The organism is Filifactor sp., from assembly GCF_057248345.1.
The window spans coordinates 1-16,429 of sequence record NZ_DBHIIC010000030.1 but is presented as its reverse complement, the minus strand read 5'-3'; the positions used below and the strand labels follow the sequence as shown (position 1 = coordinate 16,429).

Annotated in this window: 14 protein-coding genes and 5 tRNA genes; 2 read left to right on the top strand and 17 right to left on the bottom strand. The window is 33.1% G+C overall.

The genetic code is table 11. From position 1 onward, the window contains the following. Nucleotides 1-191: 191 nt before the first annotated feature. Nucleotides 192-1,592, bottom strand: coding sequence for a hypothetical protein (locus ACO5GE_RS05980; RefSeq protein ID WP_484830011.1), 1,401 nt, complete (start codon nucleotides 1,590-1,592; stop codon nucleotides 192-194). 203 nt (nucleotides 1,593-1,795) lie between these two features. Then, nucleotides 1,796-3,157, bottom strand: a complete 1,362-nt coding sequence (gene radA / locus ACO5GE_RS05975) for a DNA repair protein RadA (protein WP_484830010.1) — start codon at nucleotides 3,155-3,157, stop codon at nucleotides 1,796-1,798. Between the two features lie 277 nt (nucleotides 3,158-3,434). Between radA and ACO5GE_RS05970 the strand changes: the two genes are divergently transcribed. Then, nucleotides 3,435-4,571, top strand: a complete 1,137-nt coding sequence (locus ACO5GE_RS05970) for a sodium ion-translocating decarboxylase subunit beta (RefSeq protein WP_484830009.1) — start codon at nucleotides 3,435-3,437, stop codon at nucleotides 4,569-4,571. A gap of 307 nt (nucleotides 4,572-4,878) precedes the next feature. Further along, nucleotides 4,879-5,277, top strand: a complete 399-nt coding sequence (locus ACO5GE_RS05965; RefSeq protein ID WP_484830008.1) for a hypothetical protein — start codon at nucleotides 4,879-4,881, stop codon at nucleotides 5,275-5,277. Nucleotides 5,278-5,373: 96 nt separating this feature from the next. Here the strand turns inward: ACO5GE_RS05965 and ACO5GE_RS05960 are convergent, their stop codons facing one another. The 15 genes from ACO5GE_RS05960 to ACO5GE_RS05890 form a co-directional block, all read right to left on the bottom strand. Continuing rightward, nucleotides 5,374-6,066, bottom strand: coding sequence for an epoxyqueuosine reductase QueH (locus ACO5GE_RS05960; protein WP_484830007.1), 693 nt, complete (start codon nucleotides 6,064-6,066; stop codon nucleotides 5,374-5,376). Nucleotides 6,067-6,203: 137 nt separating this feature from the next. Beyond that, nucleotides 6,204-6,581, bottom strand: coding sequence for a hypothetical protein (locus tag ACO5GE_RS05955; protein ID WP_484830006.1), 378 nt, complete (start codon nucleotides 6,579-6,581; stop codon nucleotides 6,204-6,206). Between the two features lie 282 nt (nucleotides 6,582-6,863). After that, complete coding sequence (locus ACO5GE_RS05950) at nucleotides 6,864-7,319, bottom strand: YehR family lipoprotein (protein WP_484830005.1); 456 nt, start codon at nucleotides 7,317-7,319, stop codon at nucleotides 6,864-6,866. Between the two features lie 73 nt (nucleotides 7,320-7,392). Beyond that, a complete protein-coding gene (locus ACO5GE_RS05945) occupies nucleotides 7,393-8,082 on the bottom strand; it encodes a DUF554 domain-containing protein (RefSeq protein ID WP_484830004.1) in 690 nt (229 codons plus the stop codon). A 321-nt stretch (nucleotides 8,083-8,403) separates the two neighbouring features. Beyond that, entirely contained in the window at nucleotides 8,404-9,930 is a 1,527-nt protein-coding gene (gene murJ / locus ACO5GE_RS05940) for a murein biosynthesis integral membrane protein MurJ (protein ID WP_484830003.1), read from the bottom strand. A gap of 65 nt (nucleotides 9,931-9,995) precedes the next feature. Further along, a complete protein-coding gene (locus tag ACO5GE_RS05935; RefSeq protein ID WP_484830002.1) occupies nucleotides 9,996-10,580 on the bottom strand; it encodes a GNAT family N-acetyltransferase in 585 nt (194 codons plus the stop codon). A gap of 15 nt (nucleotides 10,581-10,595) precedes the next feature. Next, nucleotides 10,596-11,921: a replicative DNA helicase gene (gene dnaB, locus ACO5GE_RS05930; protein WP_484830001.1), complete on the bottom strand. Its 1,326-nt coding sequence runs from the start codon at nucleotides 11,919-11,921 to the stop codon at nucleotides 10,596-10,598. A 57-nt stretch (nucleotides 11,922-11,978) separates the two neighbouring features. After that, complete coding sequence (gene rplI, locus ACO5GE_RS05925; RefSeq protein ID WP_484830000.1) at nucleotides 11,979-12,425, bottom strand: 50S ribosomal protein L9; 447 nt, start codon at nucleotides 12,423-12,425, stop codon at nucleotides 11,979-11,981. After that, nucleotides 12,422-14,410 carry a DHH family phosphoesterase gene (locus tag ACO5GE_RS05920; RefSeq protein WP_484829999.1) on the bottom strand — a complete coding sequence of 663 codons (1,989 nt, stop codon included), beginning with the start codon at nucleotides 14,408-14,410 and terminating at the stop codon, nucleotides 12,422-12,424. The genes rplI and ACO5GE_RS05920 overlap by 4 nt, the downstream gene beginning before the upstream one ends. Then, nucleotides 14,407-15,354, bottom strand: coding sequence for a DUF2232 domain-containing protein (locus ACO5GE_RS05915; protein WP_484829998.1), 948 nt, complete (start codon nucleotides 15,352-15,354; stop codon nucleotides 14,407-14,409). The genes ACO5GE_RS05920 and ACO5GE_RS05915 overlap by 4 nt, the downstream gene beginning before the upstream one ends. 455 nt (nucleotides 15,355-15,809) lie before the next feature. Then, nucleotides 15,810-15,885 (bottom strand) — tRNA-Arg (locus ACO5GE_RS05910). Between the two features lie 117 nt (nucleotides 15,886-16,002). Further along, nucleotides 16,003-16,076, bottom strand: a tRNA-Cys gene (locus ACO5GE_RS05905). A gap of 6 nt (nucleotides 16,077-16,082) precedes the next feature. Further along, a tRNA-His gene (locus ACO5GE_RS05900) sits at nucleotides 16,083-16,159 on the bottom strand. Nucleotides 16,160-16,198: 39 nt separating this feature from the next. Beyond that, a tRNA-Ile gene (locus ACO5GE_RS05895) sits at nucleotides 16,199-16,275 on the bottom strand. Nucleotides 16,276-16,284: 9 nt separating this feature from the next. Further along, nucleotides 16,285-16,361: transfer RNA gene (locus tag ACO5GE_RS05890), tRNA-Met, on the bottom strand. Nucleotides 16,362-16,429: the final 68 nt, after the last annotated feature.

Genomic DNA, 16,429 nt, shown 5'->3' with positions numbered 1-16,429 from the left:
AATGTGATTTTCTATGGAATTTTTTTAGTTCATTTTCATTTTACAATTAACCAATTTATACAAATCATACTCTTACCATCTGATACCATCTATCTGTATTTCACGCCTACTTCAAAATTCCTCAATATTATCTCCTGAAAAAAACTATCTGATTAAATCAGATAGTTTTTTGATTTCAATTTATTTTGTCCTTATTCTGCTTCTCTTATCACGTAGCGGTATATGACTCCATCATCCTCTGAGATCATGTCACTTACCCAACGATAGTCTATGCTTCCGGTTGAAATATAAGAAATACCGTTTTTTTCTATGATGTCTTCAACATACTCCTTCACACCATTGTCAACATAATATACTTGGTGTACTTTTTGATCGTATCCATACTGTACTCCAAAACTTCTCATAATTGGAGCAAATTCATACATGACTTCTCCTTCACCATTTTTGATTGTTTTCAATTTCACTTGTGTTCCGGTCTTTTCACTTCTCAATACATTTGTTTTCGTATTTAATTCAATCGTATCTTTCACAGGAGGCAAATATAATTCCATATAATCTTCTAAGGAAATTGATTCTGCTCTTGTTGGTACCTTCACTTCTCTTTTTTCAGCTTTTTTAGATTCCGTATTTATTTTTGTATTCATTTTGAAGTTTGACGGATCATTCACAAAAATGTTAAGTTCCATTTCACTTTTGTAATGATCTTCTTCAAATGTTTCTTTTGTATTCAAATAACTTCCTTTTAATAATGTTTTTGCTTTAGGAACAATTGCCATAATCTCATCTTTGACGCCATCATTTACATACGCATTTTGAAATTCAGCTATTTCATCTTTTTCAAGAGACAAATCTTTCAAATCCATAATTTTTATAATCTTTTCTAAGTTCATCACAGCTTTATCAAGAGAATTTGCTGTTATCTCAATAAGTTCATCAGAGTTTAATTTCATTGTATAGGTTGATTGTCCTTCTTTTTTCATAGGAAGATTAAAATCTACCAAATCAAACACTTTTCCTATTTTAGTAAACAGCTTGTCGCGCTTTTCAGAATTCATCATTGTATCCATATAAGCTTCCATAATACCTGACGTGTCAGGACCTATCGTAACATTTTTGAACACACTATCCAAATCATTAGAAATAAGAATATATTGTTGTTTTAAATCAGTTACTCGTTTTGGAAGTTCACCATTTCTAGAATATTTCATAATATCTTCCATATAATTTTTGCTGATATATACATCAGTTCCATCTACAAAGATTTTTACGTCTTTCAATTGGAATTTACCTTTATCATCTTTTCCGCTCAAAAGAACATAACCTTTTTGTTTCTTGCCTTTTTCATTCAAATTATATCCTTTTATGTCAAAATCGATATGTGTCTTTTCTTGTGTAGGTGCAATAGCCTCTCCTTCTTCTGAAATTATACCAGGAACTGTAATATCCAAACTTAACTTACCTGTAGTTTCAACTGATTCCCAATTTGAAACTTTCTTTGTTTCTTCCATATAGGACTTATGTGCCGGTGTACAGCCAACCATAGTCGCTAATGCCATACATCCCGCCAAAAAAAATGCCATTCTTTTTTTCATAACTGTCTCCTCCCGTAAGTTCATTTATTCATTCTCATATATTTATAGGAATAAATATATCTACTCATTATTATAGTAAAAGTTTTCTAAATTTACAATAATATTCATTGCTTTCTATTTGATTTCACTTTGTTTTGAAAAAAATATGTAATATACTCTATTCACACTATATTCCTAATTTTTTTACAAAGTCTAAATCGTATTTATTTCGTTTTTCGAAACAGTTCAAAAACATGTCTGATTCCAACTAACTCAATTCCATCAGTCATACATTCCTTCAAATTATTTTTTGGAAGAATTACTTTACGAAATCCCAGTTTCTTCGCCTCAGTAACCCGCTTAGCAGCATTTTGAACACTTCTGATTTCTCCAGTCAATCCTACTTCTCCAAACACAACGGTATCTTCTCCCATCGGGGTGCCTTTATAAGAAGATGCCACTGCCAAAACAATTCCCAAATCAATAGATGGTTCATTATTTTGAAATCCTCCGGTCAGATTGATATATACATCTTGATTCTGAAGTTTTAACCCAACTTTTTTCTCAAGAACAGCTAACAACATATTCACTCTGTTAAAATCAACTCCTGTTGCTGTTCTTCTTGGAACGGAGAAGTTGCTTACTGATACTAACGCTTGTACTTCCACCAAAATCGGTCTGCTTCCCTCCATTGTTGCTACAATCACAGAACCTGATTCTCCCTGTGGTTTTTCGCTCAATAACATTGCAGACGGATTTAATATCTGTACCAATCCTTTGTTTGTCATTTCAAACATCCCAAGTTCATTGGTCGAGCCGAAACGATTTTTGACTGCACGAATCATACGGTAAGAATGGTACCGTTCTCCCTCGAAATAAATAACTGTATCCACCAAATGCTCTAATACTTTTGGTCCTGCAATATAGCCCTCTTTCGTAACATGACCTACTAAAAAGATACTAATCTGTCTTTTCTTTGCAAGTTCCATCAAACGTGCCGTTACTTCTTTTACTTGGGAAACAGAACCTTGAATAGAATCTATCTCACTGGAGAAAATAGTTTGAATAGAATCTACAATAACAAAGTCAGGATGATAGGATTCTATCTCTGATTCCAATTGTTCCAATTCATTACTGTTACATAAATACATATCACAGTCTTCCTCAAACAGTCGCTCTGCACGAAGTTTGATTTGTTGTGTAGACTCCTCTCCTGAAAAATACAATACTTTCTTTTGTCTACTGATATGATGTGCCACCTGCAATAACAATGTTGACTTACCGATTCCCGGCTCTCCTCCAACCAAAACCAATGAGCCTTTTACAATTCCTCCCCCTAACACTCTGTCCAATTCTTCTATTGTAGTGGAAAATCTCCTTTCATCTTGAAACTCCACCTTAGATAATGGCATTGATAAAGAAGATGGTGCATCTTTAGCTGTTCTCTTGCTTTTCTTAAGTTCACTTGCCTTTACTTCTTTTTCCTCCAACGATGCATAAGAATTACAATTGGGGCAGATTCCATACCAAGATGTCGTTTGATTCCCACACTCTTTGCAAATATATACTCTTTTAATTTTGCCCATAAATCCTCCGTTATCTATCATAAAATTATTTCTCACTCACTGTTACTAAAAGTATATCCCACCTTATCTAAAACCTCAATCTTCTTTTTATCATTTGAGACCTCATATAGTATATTGTAATTATAACCTAACACTATCATATTCTTTTCAAATCAATTCAGAATAATTGACAAACAGTGATTGTATATGCCATCATTAAGGGTATATTTTTATAATACAACAACAGTAATTCTAATTAAATTACATTTTTAAATGAAAGAGAAGGGAATTTTATTTTATGGATTTTTTATATCAAGGAATATTAAGTATTACTCCTCAACAACTCGTAATGTATGGAATCGGTTTTTTGCTCATCTATCTTGCAATAAAAAAAGATTTCGAACCGGCACTTTTACTTCCAATGGGATTTGGTGCTATTTTGGTAAATCTTCCGTTTACTGGAGTAATCAATCAAAATATAAACGGAATCGGTCAAGTCACCGGAATTATAGAATGGTTATTCCATATTGGAATTGAATCTTCAGAGGCATTACCTTTGCTTTTATTTATCGGAATCGGAGCAATGATTGATTTTGGTCCTCTTCTATCCAACCCGAAAATGCTATTATTTGGAGCTGCGGCACAATTCGGAATCTTTTTTGCATTATCTCTATCTACACTCTTGGGGTTTGATTTGAAAGATGCTGCTTCTATCGGTATCATCGGTGCCGCCGACGGTCCAACCTCCATTTTGGTTTCCCAAATACTTCATTCAAAATATGTGGGTGCAATTGCAGTAGCTGCCTATTCTTATATGGCACTTGTTCCAATTGTTCAACCATTTGCCATCAAACTTGTTACAACAAAAAAAGAACGCCGTATACCCATGAAATACAATCCGAAACAAGTGAGTAAACAGACGAAAATTTTATTTCCAATCGTAGTTACAATTGTAGCAGGTATGGTTGCTCCTATGAGTGTTTCACTTGTCGGTTTTCTGATGTTCGGAAATTTAATTCGAGAATCAGGAGTATTACAAGGATTGACTGAAACAGCAAGCACATCTTTAGCAAATTTGATTACCTTATTACTTGGAATTACCATTTCTTTTTCTATGAGAGCTGAAGCTTTTGTTTCGTTAGACACTCTATTGATTATGGTAATTGGTCTATTTGCCTTTATATTCGATACCATCGGTGGGATTATGCTTGCAAAATTATTAAACCTCTTTTGTAAAGAAAAATGTAATCCCATGGTTGGTGCAGCAGGTATCTCAGCTTTTCCAACGTCTGCGCGCGTCGTACAGAAAATGGCCCTTCAGGAAGATCCGACCAATCATTTGCTTATGCATGCAATCGGTGCAAATGTAGCAGGTCAAATAGGTTCTGTTGTTGCCGGTGGCGTTATCTTAAATCTGATTAGAATGTATTTATAGGAGGAATCGTTAATGCTTGAAAATTTTTTCATTTCATTATCCATTATGTACAAAGGCATGCTTTCTATTTTTGTTGTATTAAGTATACTTGCTTTTATCATCTTGTTGCTTTCTCATTTTACTAACAGGAAAAAATAACCAATGAAACTTTTAAGAAGTGATTCCAACATTTCTTATTTGTCTAATTGTACAAAATGGTTGACGTATATCCTTTCATATCAATTTTTTTCTTACTATAAATGATTATGATATATAGTACCATTGCTTTTATGATATATCTATTAAGTATAAAAATGGAGGAATAGAAATGACAAATAAAAGAATATCTCCTTTTACACTCGGTTCTCTTGCCGGTCTCAATTTATTGTTATACGGGTTTTTTATCTCAAAATATATTCAAAATGAAACCATCTCCGTCGTAATTGTCACATCGTTGTACCTTTTGATATTCACATTATTTGTTCTTACCGATTTGTTTATCAAAAATATGACGAAACAAAAAACAAAGCTGTTGCTCTCACTGATGATTTTTTTTATTCAGTTTGGGCTTGGTGTTTTTTTGACAACGGTATGGTTTCGACCAAGAAGTGCTTATGTCCTGAGCCACCCGATGTGGCTTACTCATTTGCGTATTCTTGCCTCGCTACACTATTTCGTAGGAATTTCCATCCTGCTCAAAAATAATTTCAAGACTTTTCAAAAATAAACTTCCAACTTTTCAAAAAAAGAATGGATAGTTTCCTAAAACTGAATATAACCTCACTGAAAATATTCTAAAAAACCGATGAACAAAGGTACTTCCTTATTCATCGGTTTTTTTGCTTTCTTCAGATTCTTTTCTCTTTAATCGTTCCATCGAAAATTCGCAACCGCAATAATCTTGACGATACATTCCATACCGCTCTGTTATCTCACATGACCTTTTGTATCCGCCCTTCTTTTTGAAATCTGACGGAAGAGGTGTTACTCCGTATTCTTGTCCTACTTTTTGTGCAATTCGATTCAAAACTTGAGAATTTTTGTGTGGGCTGATGGTCAAAGTTGTTGTAAAATAATCAAAATGATTGGAGCTTGCAAGTTTTGCCGCCTCACTCAACCTCATCTCATAACACTTATGACAACGTTCTCCACCTTCCGGAAGATGTTCCATTCCCTCTGCCATTTTATAAAATTTCTCAACCTCATATTTTCCTTCTATCATACGAATCGGATTCTTTGCATCTGTTAACTCAATAATTTTTTTCTGTTCTTCCACTCGATACCAGTACTCTTGAGAAGGATAAATATTCGGATTGTAATAAAATACTGTAATCTCAAAATACTTTGAAAGATATTCCAACACATAACTGCTACAAGGACCGCAACAGCTATGCAACAGAAGTGTCGGAATTTTTTCTGTTTGTTCTATCTCTCGAATAATTTTGTCCAATTCAATTTGATAATTTATCTTTGGAACAGTTGTTTGCTTTATTGTTTGTATCTTTTTTTCCTGCAATGTTATCCTCCATGCTTTTTTATTGAATTCTAATCCAATCTGTACTTCACCGCAAACGACAAATCTTAAGATTTTCAGTCCTATCTTTCTCTTACCGAATATCCCGAGAATTCGGATTCACTCTTTACTGTTTCTTATTATAAATTTTTTCTTTTAATTTTTGAAATCAACATCATAAATTGAATTGTCAGGAACAAAATCATCATTCCTAATGCAATATCTGATGCAGTAAAAGGCTTGAAGTAATAATTCCACTCTTCTCCTAAAAAATGCTTCGTCAAAAAATAAGACTCTAGTAATGAGCATATACTGAGACAAAACACCAAAAACCTTTCTTTTATCGTATGGATTGCTTTTAATAGTACTGTTCCACAAAATATGGCAAATCCATAACCTATCATTGAAACATGTTTCATCATTGCATCACAATATAGAGCAATAAATGAATATGGAATAAGAGCAATCACAATGCATAAGTACAACATTTCTTTTGTTTTATTTTGTCTTTCTCTCATAGCATCCTCCCCCAAACATGGTATCCCTATTCCGTTGTATCACAATTTCAGTCCTTGTGTTCAGCTCGCTTTTACTGACAAACTCAGCTATTTAAATGACTGTAACGATATCTTTTCACTTTGAACTAATCGTAATCAAGTCATATTTTTTATCACAATCTACTATCTTACCCTTACCTCTCTTGATTTTTCAGATCTCATGTTATAAATTCCGGTGTTTTCTTCTGATACAAAAAGAACATATTGTTTCCAATACACTTCTTTTTTCTCTCATTTGTTTTATTACTTAATTTCTTCAAAGCCTTTTTCTAATAACCACTTTTCGACAGCTTGCATGCTTACTTTATTATCTGAATCTACTCCATCCGTAAAAATGCTGTCAACTCCTTTTGCAACATCAAAATCCAACTCTCTGTAATCTACTATTACAGTTTCCACTGCTTGTTTTTCTTGATAATCAATCGATTGTTCCACTCCATTTATCCCTTGATACGGTTCTGACAATCTGTCTAACAAGAAATGAATATCTTCCTTGTTTTCAACCGGAAAAATAGCATAAGGCATAGTGTTTGTTGCTTTTTGTTGAAGAACAGTGTCTCCTTTATACGTATATTCCATTTCTAAGGTAATTCCATTTTTTGTTTGTGTAAAAGTTTTCGTTTGTTCTTGTTCACATCCTGACAATATCATTGCACAAAACAACATAGATATGATCCCAAGTATTATTTTTTTATTCAATAGATTTCTCTCCTTTTTCATTCAATCAACTCTTTTCATGTTATCTTCTTTGTTTCAGAACTAGTAATCTCTACTAATGGATAAACAAAAATAAAACAATTGGAACAAATACCGCAGGCACTAAATTCATAATTCTTATCTTAGTAAGGTTTAATAAATTAAATGATACTCCAAGCAATATAATTGCTCCTATGCAACTAATTTCATTAACTACTGTTGTTGTTAAATATGGTGAGATTCCTTGTGCCATCAACGAAATAATCCCCTCATACAAAAAAACCATACCGGATGATAATGCTACACCAAATCCAAGTGTAGTTGTCATAATCAATGCTACAATACCATCAATCAACGCTTTGGCATAAAGTGTTTGATGATTCATAGATAGACCGCTTTGCAAAGCGCCGACAATTCCCATTGCTCCTACACAAAAGAACAAACTTGACACAACAAATGCCTTAGAAATGGAGCTATCTTCTTTTTTACTACGAAATAACTTCTCCATAAAATTTCCTAATCGAACCATCTGATGATCTAAATCAAGACATTCTCCAATCACTGCACCAATAACTATTGATATGATTTCAACAATTAAATGTTTCCCATTCATTGCACCGGTAATTCCCAAATAAAAGATAATCAATGCCAAACCATGCATAGCGGTATCACTTACTTTAGAAGGAATTCCTTTTTTAAGGATGAGACCTAATATTGTCCCACAAACAATAGCAATTGCATTTACTGTAGCACCCATTAATACCATCCGTACATCCCCCATCTTTCAAACATACTACTCTAATATATTTAATCTTATCGTCCTTCCATAATTTGTGATATTTTCGGAGTTTATCCTTATTTCCAAATAGAAATTGGTTGGAACACAACTTGACTTTATCATACGTTTGAAACTTGTTCAGTTATTCATTTTTTACGAAATATTCTTTTTACTTTACAACAAAGTACGTTACTATCATAATAAAAACTAATTACAATTTTTGAATAAAATTTCATCAAATTTACTAATACCGTACTACTTCTTATCAAAATAGTCAATTTTTATTTTACATAAAAAATAGTCTATACTCTATTTTTTTAATCTTCTTTGAATCATTTCTACTGCTACGGTCAATTCATGCACTCTTAACATTTGTAACATTACGTAATACACTAGCATTCCTACAATACTTGCAGCTATCAAGTTGATTGCTACAGAGTGAATCACTGAGCTTGTGAACATTAACATCAATTTCATCACAAATGCCATCACAAACGCAGCTATTCCTGTTTTACAGAAAGACTCAAATAACTTTCTTCCTCCAAAGTTTCCAATTTTTTTCTGTAGATTCACAAAAAATAACATTGCTGTCAAAACGGAAGAAACTGTTGTTGCAAGTGCCAGACCTCTATGTTGCATAAAACGAATCAAAATAAGATTCAAAACAATATTTACTACAATAGAAATGATGGAATTAATCATTGGAGTTTTAGTATCTTCCATCGCATAAAATACTTTCTCTATAATTTGTCTCCAACCTAAAGAAATTATACTGATACAGTAAAATTGCATCGCCTGAGCAGTAATCACAACTTTCTCAGCGGTAAATTCACCTCTACCGAATGCCACTGATACAATTGGATTTGCCAATACTACCATAGCTAATGCAATTGGAATCAAAAAAATGGACATACTGCCTAAACTGGTATGAAGAGTTTTCTTTACTGCCGTTAAATCTCCTTCTTTGGTGAGTTTTGCCAATCTTGGAAAAATAGTTGTACCGATAGATGTTACTATTACACTATTGACTAACAGATTTATTTTATACGCATTGTTTAAACAAGTAACTGTTCCAGTAGCTAATCCGGAACCAAGATATCTATCTACCATTAAATTGATATCAAATACCATTCTTCCTAAAAACACCGGAATAATCAATAGTAAAATTTTTCGTACATTTTCATCCCGAAAGTCCAACATAGGATGGTATCGAAATCCATTTTTATATGCCGGAATACCAAAATAAGGAATATAGAATGCATATCCTATCAAGACTCCCAATGAAAGAAAATAATAATGTTCTTGTGTTGCTAAGAAAATACCAAGGATAATAAACAGATTGAGCGGAATTCCCATCAAACCGACAATAGTAAATTTTTCATGCACTTGAACATATCCCTGCAAAATAAAGGATATCCCCAGAAACAACATGGACCAAATCATAATTTTGGTGAATTTCAAAGCATATTGTACTGTTTCAACTTTTTCTTTTCGAATAAAGAAAGTAGTGATAATTTTTTCATCAAATACTGTAAAAACCACAATAATCAATACAGATACCAAAAATACAATACTGATGAGATTACTGTTAAATCTATCTACCTGTTCTTTCCCCTGTTGTTTTACTCGATTATACATTGGAACATAACAAGTCAAAATAGATGTCGCGACACCTCCAAAAATAACAAGTGGAATATTCCACGAAATAATGAATGCATCTGTGAATGAGCTCGCTCCAAACTTCCAAGCCATAAACCCTTCTCGAAAGAATCCAAGCGCTTTTGATAATAATGTAAACAACGCCATAATAAATGCCCATGACGATAAATTTGCCATACTCGAATACTCCTTTACTTCACTATTTTTAACATAAAACTTCATATGATATCTCTTTGTTAAGATCAATACAGAATCTGATCTCTATGAATCTGCATTTCATAGTATTGAACAAAAAGATGACTCCCACTATATTTAAAGTAAGGAGCAATTTTTTCCCATCCGTCTATTTCAAACGGAACAATTTGATCATTGTAACAATAGCTGAAGAATTTCCTTTTTAATACAAATCCTACAGATTGATAGCAAGCAATTGCTCTATCATTATATCGGGCAACTGTCAGTTTTAATTTTCGGAAATTTCCGGACTTAGTCGCCCATTTCAAAAAAGTTCGTAATGCATCCCTTCCATAATTTTTTCCAATTGCCAAAGGGCGAAGTAAAATGCCTATTTCTCCTGTTTTTAACAGTGGATTTACCTTTCTAAGTGAAATATATCCAATCAAAACTCCTTCTCTGTCAAAAATCGAAAAGCATTGTTTCGTACCGCTTGTCTTACTCAAAAACCATTGTTCTTGTTCTTTCTTAGACCACTGTGGGAAATTATAATCAGCAAATAGTATATTTTCATGTTTCTCCCACGATATCATTTTTTCTACATCTTCTAATTGCATAGGAGACAACCTCACATTTTTTCCAAAAAGTACCATAGTATCCCTCTTCTATTATAAATTCATATCGTGACGAGGTGCATTATGAAATAACTGAAACTGTCCTAACCATGTCAAATCAACAGTTCCAATTTCTCCATTTCTATGTTTTGCAATAATTATTTCTGCTTTATTCTTATCCATTGTATCTTTGTCATATACTTCATCACGATACAAAAACATAACCATGTCCGCATCTTGTTCGATTGCTCCCGACTCTCTCAAATCAGATAACATAGGACGATGATCCGACCTTTGTTCGGGTGCTCTTGATAACTGTGACAGTGCAATCACAGGACATTCCAACTCTTTTGCCATAATTTTAAGAGAACGCGAAATCTTTGATATTTCTTGTTGTCGGTTCTCTGTCTTAGAATCTCCTTCCATCAATTGAAGATAGTCTATCACAATCATATCCAGTCCCTTTTCCATCTTCAATCTTCTACATTTTGTACGCAACTGAACCATATTCAATCCTGCAGTATCATCAATATAAATTTTTTGAGATGATAATAACCCCATCGCATTGGCCACTTTTTCCCATTCTTTATCTTTCAGTACACCATTTCGGATACTGGATAACTCGACTTGAGCATTAGCTGCAATCATTCTATCCACTAATTGTTCGTTACTCATTTCCAAAGAAAATACAGCTACAGAGGCATTTCCCTTAATCGCAGCATTCGCTACTAAATTCAGAGAAAATGCTGTCTTACCCATAGAAGGTCTTGCAGCAATTAAAATTAAATCCGTTGATTGAAATCCATTGGTCTTTCGATCTAAATCAGTAAATCCGCTAGTAATTCCGGTCAAATCTCCTTTATGTTTCGCTAATCGTTCCAAAGAATCAAATTTGCTCAACATAATGTTATCGATTGATATCAATCCTGTAATATTTTGTTCTTGTGCAACATCAAAGACTTGTTTCTCAGCATAGTTTAAAATATCCATTACTTCGATTTCTTCTCGGTAACTTTTTTCGATAATATTTTGAGAAGCTTGAATTAAAGATCTAAGCATAGATTTTTCTTTTACAATTTTTGCATAACTGATAATATTATCTGTAAAATCCGGTACAGAAGTTAAATCGGTAATGTATGTGATTTGTTCCGGAGATAAATCATCTTTTCCCAATTTATCTAGAAGTGTAATTAAATCAATCGGCTCAGCCTTTTTATTTAACTGCAACATTGCCTTGAAAATTTCTTGATGAAACTCTTTGTAAAAATCTTCCTCTGTAATAATGTCCGTTACCATCACAATAGCGTCTTTTGATAACAAAATACTGCCTAATACTGATTGTTCCGCCTGCAAGGAATATGGTATCATTTTCCCTTCCATTTAATTACAACCTCCTTTCTAAAGTTATGTAAACGGATGCAATGCATCCGTTTCTCATTAATTTAAAGCTTCAATCGTTACGTTTAATTCTGCTGTTACTCTAGAATGTAATTTAATTTCTACAATGGTTGTTCCCAGCTCTTTAATTGGTTCTTTCAAAAGAATTTTTCTCTTATCCACATCGATATTTAATTCTTTTTTCATTTGATCTGAAATATCTTTTGATGTGATAGATCCAAACAATTTTCCTTCCCCTGCTTTTGCTTTTATTACAATCCCTTTCTGTTTCAATTGATCTTTTATTTCTTTTGCTTCTGCTTCTGCAACCTTATCGCCATGTTCTTTTGCAGCTTTCTTTTGATTTAAATCATTTACATTTCCTTTTGTTCCTTCTATCGCTAAATTTTTCTTAAACAGGAAGTTTTTTGCGTATCCGTCACTAACTTCTTTCAATTCTCCTGCTTTTCCGGTTCCCTTTACGTCTTTTAACAATATAACTTTCATTTCTCATTCTCCTCTTCATTCAAATATTCCATCACACTATCTTCTAAACGATCCATTGCTTCTTCTAATGTAACATCTTGGAGTTGTGTTGCTGCTGTATCCATATGTCCACCACCACCAAGTTTTTCCATAATAATTTGAACATTCATCTTTCCAAGTGAACGAGCACTAATTTGAATCACATCCGACTCGTTTTTGGTAATTACAAATGAAGAAATTACTCCTTTGATATTCAACAATTCATCTGCTACCTTAGCTGCAATCAATTTAGAATCCGATAATCTTTCTTCGCAATATGAAATTGCAATTCTGCCATCAATAATTTTTGCATTTTTGACAATCTCTGCAATCCTCATATAACTATCCACATCTCCTTGAAAAAAAGATTTTACTTCTACAGTATCAGCACCACATTTTCTCAAGAATGCTGCTGCTTCAAATGTTCTGACTCCTGTCTTAAAAGAAAAGTTCTTAGTATCCAACATAATACCGGCCAAAAGAGCTTCTGCTTCTAATGTGCGTAGTTTTGGTTTGTCTGCAATATACTGAATCACTTCTGTAACCATCTCTGAAGCGGAAGATGCATACGTTTCATGATAAACTAGCACTGCATCATCAATAAATTCTACACCTCTTCTATGGTGATCGATTAAAACCACCCTATCACAAAGATGAATCAAGTCGGGATATTCTGTCAACATCGGTTTGTTTGTGTCTACAATTACAACAAGGACTCTATCATGATTTTGACAAATTCTCTTCGCTCTTTCATGATTTACAAACACATTTCCCATGAAGTCATCCTGTTTTATTTTATCATATAAAATATCAATCGAAGCATTTGAATGTTCCAAGACAATATTTGCAGTCTTACCAAGGATTCTACAAATACCAAAGGTTCCAATAGCAGCCCCCAATGCATCTAAATCAGGGTACGTATGTCCCATAATTAGAACACGATCAGATGCTTCTATCAAGTCTTTTAGAGCATAAGAAACCATTCTTGCTTTTACCCTTGTCTTCTTTTCAATTGCCTTAGATTTTCCACCATAGAATGTGAATCTTCCATTTCTTTTGATAACACACTGGTCTCCTCCACGTCCCAATGCCATATCTAAAGCAGAGCTTGCAATCTCGTGTGTTTGAGAAATGGTATCCACTCTACCGGAAATACCTAGAGAAAGTGTTACCGGCAAAGTATTTCCAACATCAATCGAACGAATTTCATCTAAAATAGAAAATTTATTATCTTCCATTGACTGCAGATTCTGTTCATCAACTAATACAAAGTAATGATCTTTATTTATTTTTACAATAGTTGCACCGTAATTTTCAGCCCACACCTTAAGTTTTTTCTCTACAGTTGCTTCCAAAACCGGTCTATTAGAGTCTTCTACATTATCAAGCACTTCATCAAAACTGTCTACCTGAACTAAAATAATTCCTGTTTTCGTATTTTGGTACTCTTCTACCAACCGTTCGTAATTTGTTTCATCAATAAAATACAACATTACCATGCCACTATCTTTTTTTGATGTTTTCACTACGTAATATACAATTCTATATTTATGAGAATCTACTTCTAAAAAAGTAGTCTCTCTTTCTCCATTAAGAGCTACATCAGATAAATCAATTTGTTCAAAAATTTTACTGATATTTGTACCTAAAAGCCCCTTTTTCATTGCAATATCAGAAAACTTCTTATTATACCATGTAATGACTCCATCTACCTTACACATACATAGTGGAATCGGTAAATTCGTAATAGCTTGCTTTGTGCTATAATCCATATTCAAAGATAATGTTTCAATATATTGTGTCCATTCTAAATTTTGTTTCTGCAACTCTTTTTTATTCCAAAAATAGAGGACAATAATAAAAAATACTGCTAATATCGATATATAGTAGTTGTATTGTAGAAACATAACCGCAAAAAAAACCATTGATATTAGATAAACCCTATAAATCTTCCATTCAATTTTCATCTTATCCCTCCTGTATCCGGTTTTCTTAGACGAAACATGGTATCAAAAAAACCAATAAATATAACAACCCATGGTGCAAAGATACAAGATAATATCCACATCACATTCCCAAAAATAACATTGAATTTTTTTCTACACCAGTACAAGACACTTGCAGTTCCTTGTAAATACAACAAAATGAAAGCAAGATACATCATGGTAACGGATATATTATAAGAATACGCAATTTGTAATTTTCCAAAAATATATCCTGTCAAAAATATTAGGCCTATTCCAAAATTCGGATGTCCGGGTAAACAGAATTCCATAAAAACAGGATATTTTTTGGATTTTATACTCCGATTCAAAAAGAATGACCCTACAAAATAATTTACGGATGATGTGAACAAAATACCCATAAAAGTTGCTATCGGTAAAAACAATCTCATTTTTAGTAACAATTCGGAAATGATCATTTCATCTGATACATTAAAAGATTCACGAATTTGAGATAATAATTCCGGGTTTGTTTCAAACATTTTTTTATATTCCAAAACCAAACCGTCAGTCAATCTAAGTCCTGTAAGACGAAAATAAGTGAAGCTAAAAACTGCTACAACCATCACTGCAAAAAAAGTAGTTGCAAAAATAGCTTTATCTGATGACCAACCTTTTCTTATTCCTTCTCCTAATAACAGCCCCATAATCGAAAACAATGCGACAACTTGATAAATAACCACGGGCTGCAACAAAAGCGAAAATCCGATCAATAATGCTACGAAAAGCACCCCATATACAACTCCTATAGAAACAGTAGCAAGTAAAACAACTGCAGGCAATAACAAAATAACAATATGGAAACCTACAAACAAATAAGAGATCAGCATTAACAATGTCCCAACCATGAATAACTTCATCATATAAGAAATATTCATATGAATACCTTTATTATTTTTCTCTGACACCAATAAATCCCTCCTAAATAAATCCTTATCATAAAATATGTGGTCAGATATTTCTTTATTATACCCTATTTTAGATTATTTTTATATAACTTTTAGTACAAAAAAAGGAGCAAAACCATTCTTTTAGTAACAACTCTTTAATATAAATAAAACCTACCTCAACTGTATCCGAAAATTTTGTAATAATAACTTGATAAACAAAATTAATCCATACTTTGAATTGATTAAACATTAAAACTAGCTCTAAAACAACCTAATTATACTAACTTAATTCATAATATCTCTATATGAAATTTACACAATAAGACTATTGAAATAGTATTACTTTAAATAACATACCATTTAATTTTATTAAATCAACATATAACAATTAAAATATTATAAGATAAAAAAATCACATAAAAACGATAAGACAAATGTAATCCAATTAACACATTTATCTTATCGTTTAAAATTGGCGCATCCAAGAGGATTCGAACCTCCGACTCACAGTTTAGGAAACTGCAGCTCTATCCTCTGAGCTATGGATGCAAAATAAAAAATAAACTACTGTTTTTCCTCTACCATTATAATAATACCTATTAAAAAAATCAATATGTATATAAAACAAAAAACTCCAATGATTCATCAAATCACTAGAGCTTTAACTGGAGGCGACAACCGGATTTGAACCGATGATAAAGGAGTTGCAGTCCTCTGCCTTACCACTTGGCTATGTCGCCGAAATATGGGGTGAATAGTGGGAATCGAACCCACGACCTCTAGAGCCACAATCTAGCGCTCTAACCAACTGAGCTATACCCACCATATTATTAAATTTTCCTTCAGCTTCCTATTTTAAGGATGGTGGGCCTTCAGGGACTCGAACCCCGGACCTACCGGTTATGAGCCGGGCGCTCTAACCAACTGAGCTAAAGGCCCTCAAAATAGTGGTAGCGGCAATAAGATTCGAACTTATGACCTTTCGGGTATGAACCGAACGCTCTAACCAACTAAGCTATGCCGCCACTTAATTTTGAAATGGTGCCCAGAGGCGGAATCGAACCACCGACACGAGGATTTTCAGTCCTCTGCT